This is a genomic window from Streptomyces sp. NPDC029296 (assembly GCF_055569255.1).
In genome coordinates this window covers 178923-186803 of the sequence record NZ_JBVHXT010000004.1, presented here as the reverse complement: position 1 = coordinate 186803, position 7881 = coordinate 178923, and the positions used below count along the sequence as shown (strand labels likewise).

Here is a 7881-nt window from a genome sequence, read left to right as displayed (position 1 = left end):
GTGTTGTTGGCGGGGGTGCTTTTCCCCAAAGGGGGGAAGTGGTGGGAGGCACCCCCCATGGTGAGGACGCCGAGCTGGGTGGCGCCCGCACCGGTCCACAGCAGCAGGAAGTCCCGGTTGCGCCGCAACGGCGGCGGCGCGCCGGCCTTGGCCGACGCGCCGCTGGGACTGATCCCGGTCACCACAGGGATGCCTTCTCGCTCTCGGTACGGCCCTTCCCGACGGCCGCCCCTTCGACGCGGTCCTCCATGGGGGCGCCGTGGCACCACTCCAGGACCGCCATGGCGCTGTGCATCTTGTTCTCGGCCTGCTGGAAGGCGATGCTCATCGGGCCGTCCAGCACGTCCGCGGTGACCTCCTCGCCCCGGTGGGCGGGCAGGTCGTGCATGAACACCGCGTCCGGGCTGTTCCGCCACAGCTCCCGGGTCACCTGGAACGGCTGGAAGGCCCGCCGCCAGTCGGGGCCGGGCTTGGAGGTGCCGGTGGTCTGCCAGCGCGTGGTGTAGACGACGTCGAAGCCCCGGGGCGCGGGCTCCATCCGGTGGCTCTCCTCGACCCGGGCCCCGGACCGCCGGGCGTGGCCGCGCGCCAGTTCCAGGAAGCGGGGGTCGAGGCCGTAGCCGGGCGGGGTGCGCAGCTGGAGTTCCACGCCGGGGGTGCGGCCCAGCGCCAGTGCCAGCGCGGACGCGGTGTTGTTGCCCTCGCCGACGTAGAGCACCCGCAGCCCGTCGAGCGAGCCGAAGTGGCGCCGCAGGGTGGTGAGGTCGGCGAGCGCCTGGGTCGGGTGCTCCTCCTCGGTCATCGCGTTGACCACCGGCATCCGGTGCTGCCCGGCCCAGACCTCCAGTTCGGCGGTGGGCCGGCCGGTCCGGGCGACGAGCAGGTCGAGCATGCCCGACAGCACCCGCCCGGTGTCCGAGGCGGCCTCACCGGTGTTGGTCTGCAGGTCCGCCGGGCCGAAGTTGATGACGTGGGCACCGAGCCGGAGCGCCGAGGACCAGAACGCGGTCCTGGTCCGGGTCGAGGTCATCCCGAAGTAGATGCCGACCACCTGGCCGGCCAGCGGCTCGTGGTGGACGGAGGTGCCCGCGGAGTGGGCGACGCCCCGGCGCACGATCCGCTCCAGCTCGCCGTCGCTCAGGTCCTGGAGCGACACCAGCCTGCGGGCGGTGTTCATCGGGCCGCAGCCATCCGGCGGCGCAGGCTCGCCGGCCGCAGGTCGGTCCAGATCTTCCCGATGTGGGCCAGGCATTCGTCCTTGGTGCCCTCGGTACCCTCCGGGTGCCAGCCGGCCGGGAGGTCCCGGTCGGCCCACCAGACCGAGTACTGCTCCTCGTCGTTGAGCACCACGAGATAGCGGCGGTCGTCGGCTTCCTCAGCGTGCATTTTCCCACCTCCGGTGAACAAGGGATCCGTGCAGACACGGACCCTCCCGAGCTTCGGGAACCCGCCATAACCGAGCCATATTCGCCAGATACACCGAGGCCAAGGGGGTGCGCGCGGCCGGATCCGGCCGACTGGGCCGGACGTATGGGCCGGGTATAGATCCCGCGCCTACCGTTCCGGATATGGATACGGGAACGGCGATGGTGCGGCTTGAGTCCGTGAGCAGAGGATTCGGCAAGCGCGACAACAGGGTCATCGCCCTCGACGAGGTGACGCTGGACTTCCCCGAAGGGGTCTTCACCGCGGTGATGGGCCCCTCCGGTTCGGGCAAGTCGACCATGTTGCAGTGCGCGGCCGGCATAGACCGGGTCGACTCCGGCGAGGTCACGCTGGCGGGCACCCCGCTGCGCGGGCTGAGCGAGGCCGCGCTGACCAGGCTGAGACGACGCCATGTCGGCTTCGTCTTCCAGTCCTTCAACCTCATCCCGTCGCTGACGGCGCGGCAGAACGTGGCGCTGCCGCTGATGCTGGCGGGGAAGAAACCCGCCCGCAAGGCCGTGGACGCGGCGCTGGAGCGGCTGGGGCTGGGCGAGCGCAAGCAGCACCGCCCCGGCGAGCTGTCGGGCGGCCAGCAGCAGCGGGTCGCGATCGCGCGGGCGCTGCTGACCGGGCCGAAGGTGCTCTTCGCCGACGAGCCGACCGGGGCGCTGGACTCCAAGTCCTCCCGTCAGGTCATGCAGTTGCTGCGCGAGCTGGTCGACACCACCGGGCAGACGATCATCATGGTCACCCACGACCCGGTCGCCGCCTCCTACGCCGACCAGATCGTCTTCCTGGCCGACGGCCGCCCGGCGGGCGTGCTGGAATCCCCCACCCCCGAGCTGGCCGCGGCGCGGATCACGAAACTGGAGCAGTCATGGTGAGGCTGGCGCTCGCGACCGTACGAGCCCGTGCCGTCTCGTACGCGGGCGCGTTCGTCGCCCTGGCGCTGGGGGTCGGCATCATCGCGATGATGACGCTCGCCCTGTGGGCCGTGGGATCCACCGATCTGTCGGGGCCGCAGCGGTACGCCGCGGCCCCCGCCGTCGTGACCCAGCCCGTCACCTACAAGCTGACCGACGAGGACGGTGACGCGCGCGAGTTCCCGATCGCGCGCCCGGGCGACCTGCCCGCCTCCACCGTGCGTGCGCTGGCCGGCACCGGCAGGACCGTCGAGGACCGTTCGTTCTCCGCCCGGCTGCCCGGGGGCCCCGGCGACCAGGTCGGCCACCCGTGGTCGGCGGCCGCCTTCACCCCCTACCACCTCGCCTCGGGCCGGGCTCCGCGCGCCGCCGGCGAGATCGTGGTCGGCGGCGGCGATCCCGCCCTGGTCGGCAAGCGGGTCGAGGTCGCCGTGGACGGCGGCTTCACCCGCTACGAGGTCGTCGGTGTCACGGACCTGGTCTGGTTCGAGGACGCCGTGTTCTTCACCGACGCCGAGGCCCGGCGGCTGTCGCCCGGCGTCCAGGCCGTCGTGGCCTACGGCCCGCCGGGCGAGGTCCGCGACGCGGCCGGGCGGGCGAGCGTGCTGACCGGGGAGTCCCGGCTGCTCGCCGAGGCCGACCAGGAGGGCGGCCGGGACCAGCTCAGGGACGCCGAGGGCATGGCCGGCACCTCGCTGATGATCGTGGCGTTCGTCGCGGTCTTCGTGGTGATCGCCACCTTCGCGTTCGTGGTGGACCAGCGCCGCCGGGAACTCGCCCTGTTCCGCACCATCGGGGCGACGCCCTGGCAGGTGCGGCGGATGGTGCTGCTGGAGGCGCTGCTGCTGGCGGCGGTCGCCTCCGCGCTGGGCTGTCTGATCGGCGGCCAGGGTGCCGCGCTGCTCCAGGACTTCATGATCGGCAAGGACATCGCGCCGGCCTGGTACGAGATCGAGGTCGTCTGGCCGCCCCTGGTGATCGCCTTCGCCGCGGGTCTGCTGTCGGCGATGCTCGGCACCGCCGCCGTGTCCTGGAAGGCGGGCCGGGTCAAGCCCGCCGAGGCGCTGCGCGAGGCCACCGGGCGGCGCCGGGTGCTGACCCCCGTCCGGCTGCTGCTCGGGGTCGCCCTGCTCGGGCTCGGCCTGCAGAAGAGCCTGTCGGCCGTGGACAGCCCGCTCACCGCGATGAGCATGCAGAACTACTTCCCGGTGCCGGTGCTGATCGTGGGCGGCTGCGCGCTGCTGACCCCGCTGCTGCTGCGCCCGGTGCTGTTCCTCGCCTCCTGGCCGCTGGGCCGGCTCGGCGCCGGAGCCATGATCGTGCGGGAGGGCGCCCTGTTCGCCGGCCGCCGCACCGCCTCGGTCGCGGCGCCGGTCGTGCTGGCGCTCGGCCTCGGCGGCGCGCTGCTCACCGCGCCGGTCGCCGCCGGCGACGCCGGTGCGGCGGGACTGCGCGCCCAGGCGAGGGCCGACTACACGATGGTCGCCGACGACGGTGCCGCCATCGGGGCCGCCACCCGGGAGAAGGTGCTCGCCCTGCCGGGCGTGCGGGCCGCCGCGCTGACCCCGGGCGAACTGCGCCTGTCCGGGGCGAAGGACCGCTACATCGGCACCCTGTCCAGCTGGGCCGTGGACCCGAAGGCGCTGGCCGCCACCCAGAACCTGAAGATCACCGAGGGTTCGCTCGACCGGTTCGGCGACCGGCAGCTCGTCCTCGACGAGGACACCGCGGCCGAGTTCGGCATCAAGGCCGGGGACGAGGTGAAGGCCGGGCTGCCCGACGGGACGGCGGTGGACCTGACGGTCGCGGCGCTGACCGGACCGTCGGTGCTCGGCGAGACCGGCTACGTCTCCGCCGCCCACGCGGCCGGGGGCGAGCCGACCCGGATCGACGTGTCGGTCGGCCGGGGCGGCGACCGGACCGCGGTGGCCGCCGCGCTGCGCGAGGCGGCGCACGGCCAGCCGGTCAAGGTGGCGCCGATGGCCGAGTTCCTCGACGAGATGCGCGCCGACCAGCAGGACCAGGCCCGGCTCGCGACACTGATCGTGTTCGCCCTCGCGCTGGGCTACGCGCTGCTCGCGATCGCCAACACCCTGGTGATGGCGGCCCCGGGCCGGCGCCGGGAGCTGGCGGCGCTGAACCTGACCGGCGCCACGCGCGGCGACGCCCTCAAGTACGTCGCGGCGGAGACCGCGGTCGCGGCGGTCGCCGGGGTGATCCTCGGCGCGGTCGCGGCCGGCCTGGTGGTGATCGGCCAGCGGGCCGCGCTCACCAAGCTGGCCGGCGGGTTCGCCTTCGCGGTGCCGTGGGGGTCCATCGTGGCCGTGGGCGCCGCCTGCGCGGTCGTCGCGGTGTCCGTCGCGGTCGTCGCCACCCGCTTCTTCCTGCGGGGCCGGCTGCTCGACCTGGCCGGCAAGGGCGAGTAGCGCCACGACGGAAAGGGGCGGGATCCCTGTGGATCCCGCCCCTTCGGCATGTCCTCAGGCCCGGACGAGTCCTTCGAGGATCCCGCACAGTCCGGCGGACGGGTCGTCGACGAAGTAGTGGTCGCCCGCGACCTCGGCGACCTCGAAGCCGCCGATGGTGTGCGCCGCCCAGCGGCCCATCTCCGCCGCGCCGCAGCCGTGGTCGGCAGTGCCGGCGATGGCGGTGACCGGGCAGGTCACCTTGGCGCCGGGCCGGGCCGTGTAGGTCTCCGACATCATCAGGTCGGCGGCCAGCGCGGGCGCCGCCAGCTGCCACAGGTCGGGGTCGGCCGCGGCCTGCCGGGCCGCCTCGCCCGAGCGCTCGGCCCAGGCCCGCAGCACGGCGTCCTCCCGGAAGTCGCGCCCGCTCGGCCGGTGGTCGGCGGGCGCCTTGCGGGCGGAGACGAACAGCCGGACGACCGGGGAGGGGAACCGGGGGAGCATCCGGCGGGCCACCTCGAAGCCGACCGTGGCGCCCAGGCTGTGCCCGAACAGCGCCACGGGCGGGCCGTCCAGGGCGGTCAGCTCGTCCGCGATCCGGTCGGCCAGCACCTCCAGGTCCGCGACCGGAGCCTCGGCACGCCGGTCCTGACGGCCCGGGTACTGCACGGCCACGACCTCGATCGAGGGCGGGAGCTTCTGTGCCAGCGCGCGGTAGAGGCCCGCGCCGCCGCCTGCGTAGGGAAGGCAGACCAGACGGACGCGGGCCCCGGGCCGGGCGTGGAACGTACGGAACCAGCTCACCGCAGCCCCGCCGGGACGACGGGCTCGGCCATGGCCACGGCGATCCTGCGCGGCCCGGTGAACGGCTCCCGGCCGTGCGCCGCGAGCATGTTGTCGACCAGGAGGACGTCCCCGCGCTGCCAGTCGAACCTGCGGTGGGCCGTGCGGTAGCACTCGCGCAGATGGGCGACGACCTCGTCGGGGATGGTGCCGCCGTCGCCGTAGTAGCTGTTGGCCGGCAGGCCGTCGGGCCCGAACAGCTCCAGCAGGCCCTCCCGGACGTCCCCGGGCAGCGTGCTGTCGTGGAAGAAGGTGATGTGGTTGAACCAGACGGACTCCCCCGTGACCGGGTGGCGGTGGACGGCCCGGCGGACGCCCTCGGTGCGCAGCACGTCGCCGTCCTGCCAGGACCAGCGCAGGTCGCGGCCCGCGCACAGGCGGGCTATCTCGTCGCGGTCCCCGGTGCCGAAGGAGGTCCGCCAGTCGACGCCGAAGCGCGGCCGGTAGGTGCGTACGACCATCCAGCCGCGCTCCTCGAACTCCGCCCGGACCGCCGGGTCGATCGAGCGGTGGATCTCCCGGGTGTCGGCGAGCGGGGTCGCGCCCCGGGTGTGCGGCGGCTCGACGCAGGTGAAGAACAGCACCCCGGGCCAGGACGCCTGGTAGGAGTTCTCGTTGTGCAGGAAGATCTCCTCGTCGGGCGGGTAGTCCGTGGACGTGTAGACGTTGCCGTGCAGGGCCGTCCGCGGGGACGACTGCTCGGCGTACTCCAGCGGCGGGCCCGAGAAGGCGCGCACCACGCCGTCGACGCCGCGCAGCAGATCGGGGCCGGTGGGAAAGCCCCGCAGCAGCACGGCGCCGTGCCGGGTCAGCCGGCCGCGCAGGTCGTCGCGGTGCAGCGCGGTGAACTCCGCCGGCGGCGGGGCACCGGGCGCGCCCTCGATGAGGTGGGGCAGGTCGCTCATGGGATCTCCGATTTCTTCTCCGGGACGGACGGCCAGGTCAGCCGCATCTGTTCCTCGGCGGTGTGCTCGATGCGGTCCATCGCCCTGCGCAGCAGGGGCGGGGCCATGAGGGAGGTGACGATCGCGACGAGCACGATCGTGGTGTAGGCGGTGGCGTTCAGGACGCCGAGCCGCAGCCCGGTCATCGCGACGATCACCTCGATGACCCCGCGGGCGTTCATGCCGGCACCGCAGGCCAGCGCCTCCGCCGTGGTGAGGCCGCTGGCCGTGGCCCCGATCCAGGCGCCGAGGAACTTGCCGGCGACGGCCAGCAGCAGGATGCCGCCGGCGACCGCGGCGACCGCGGGATCGGCCAGCGCGGTCAGGTCCATCCGCAGGCCCGCCAGGGCGAAGAACAGCGGCGCGAGGACGGTCAGGGTGACCGTGCGCAGCGGGGCCAGGGCCTCCGGGCGCGGGTTGACCGACGCGATCACGACCCCGCAGACGAACGCCCCGAACACGGCCTCGATGCCGAGGGCCTGGGTGGCCGCGCCGCCCAGCAGGAGGATGACCGCCACCGGCGCGATCGCCGGGCCGCGCCGCAGCACGACCCGGACCGCCGGCCGGAGCACGAACGCGGCGACCAGCAGCACGGCGGCGATCTCGGCCACGGAGCCCAGTACCGTCTGGGTCCTCAGGCCGGTCGTGGCCATCGCGGACACCACCGAGAGCAGCAGCCAGCCGACCACGTCGTCCATGACGGCCGCGGTCAGCGTCAGCTGCCCCACGTTGCGGTGCAGCAGGTTCATGTCCAGCAGGGTCTTGGCGATGACGGGGATGGCGCTCACGCACATCGCCACGCCGAGGAACAGCGCGACGACCGTGCGGTCCGCGCCGCCCGACAGCAGCGACAGCGGCAGGAGGAAGCCCGCCGCCACCCCGAAGGCGAGCGGCACGAGCAGCCCGCCGAGGCTGATCCTCGCCGCGGTCGCCCCGCGGGTGCGCACCAGCCGCAGGTCCAGTTCGGCGCCGGACAGGCCGACCAGCAGCAGCACGCCGAGCTGGCCGGTGGCGTCGAGGAGGTGCAGCTGCCCGGTGTCCGGGCCGTGCCACACGCCGAGCGCGCCGAGCACGGACGGGCCGAGCAGCACCCCGGCGCACAACTCGCCCGCGATCGCGGGGAGGTTCACCCGCCGGGCCAGCCTGCCGAGGACCAGCGCGGTGCCCAGCAGCACGCCCGCCTGGAGCAGGAACGTCAGCAACCGGTCCGCGGCAAGGGGCGCTACCGGATTCGCGGCTATCACCATGGGGCCGAGCGTCAAATCGCATCCGATAACGCGCCCATATTGCCGCTATACCCGTCCGGCGTCATGACCGGAGGTCGTTTTGCTATAGGCCGCT

At 73.8% G+C, this 7881-nt stretch carries 8 protein-coding genes; 2 read left to right on the top strand and 6 right to left on the bottom strand.

The window, feature by feature from the left end:
• From ACZ4W9_RS05240 to ACZ4W9_RS05230, 3 genes are all read right to left on the bottom strand, one after another.
• Window positions 1-182: hypothetical protein (locus tag ACZ4W9_RS05240; protein ID WP_467933312.1), on the bottom strand; the 182-nt coding region annotated here is incomplete at its 3' end.
• On the bottom strand, window positions 179-1177 hold the full coding sequence (locus tag ACZ4W9_RS05235; protein ID WP_467933310.1) for an ornithine carbamoyltransferase: 999 nt from the start codon (window positions 1175-1177) through the stop codon (window positions 179-181). The genes ACZ4W9_RS05240 and ACZ4W9_RS05235, both read right to left, overlap by 4 nt.
• On the bottom strand, window positions 1174-1386 hold the full coding sequence (locus tag ACZ4W9_RS05230) for an MbtH family protein (protein WP_467933309.1): 213 nt from the start codon (window positions 1384-1386) through the stop codon (window positions 1174-1176). Before ACZ4W9_RS05230 ends, ACZ4W9_RS05235 begins: the two co-directional genes overlap by 4 nt.
• A 182-nt stretch (window positions 1387-1568) precedes the next feature.
• Here ACZ4W9_RS05230 and ACZ4W9_RS05225 point away from each other — a divergent pair, with 182 nt between their 5' ends.
• Window positions 1569-2309, top strand: coding sequence for an ABC transporter ATP-binding protein (locus ACZ4W9_RS05225; RefSeq protein ID WP_467933308.1), 741 nt, complete (start codon window positions 1569-1571; stop codon window positions 2307-2309).
• On the top strand, window positions 2303-4774 hold the full coding sequence (locus tag ACZ4W9_RS05220; RefSeq protein ID WP_467933307.1) for an ABC transporter permease: 2472 nt from the start codon (window positions 2303-2305) through the stop codon (window positions 4772-4774). The genes ACZ4W9_RS05225 and ACZ4W9_RS05220 overlap by 7 nt, the downstream gene beginning before the upstream one ends.
• Window positions 4775-4828: 54 nt before the next feature.
• Here ACZ4W9_RS05220 and ACZ4W9_RS05215 read toward each other — a convergent pair whose 3' ends face one another.
• The 3 genes from ACZ4W9_RS05215 to ACZ4W9_RS05205 are packed head-to-tail and all read right to left on the bottom strand — an operon-like array spanning window position 4829 to window position 7787.
• A complete protein-coding gene (locus ACZ4W9_RS05215; protein ID WP_467933305.1) occupies window positions 4829-5557 on the bottom strand; it encodes a thioesterase II family protein in 729 nt (242 codons plus the stop codon).
• Window positions 5554-6501 (bottom strand): TauD/TfdA family dioxygenase, encoded by a 948-nt coding sequence (locus tag ACZ4W9_RS05210; protein ID WP_467933304.1) that lies wholly within the window; start codon window positions 6499-6501, stop codon window positions 5554-5556. Before ACZ4W9_RS05210 ends, ACZ4W9_RS05215 begins: the two co-directional genes overlap by 4 nt.
• Complete coding sequence (locus ACZ4W9_RS05205) at window positions 6498-7787, bottom strand: cation:proton antiporter (RefSeq protein WP_467933303.1); 1290 nt, start codon at window positions 7785-7787, stop codon at window positions 6498-6500. Before ACZ4W9_RS05205 ends, ACZ4W9_RS05210 begins: the two co-directional genes overlap by 4 nt.
• Window positions 7788-7881: the final 94 nt, after the last annotated feature.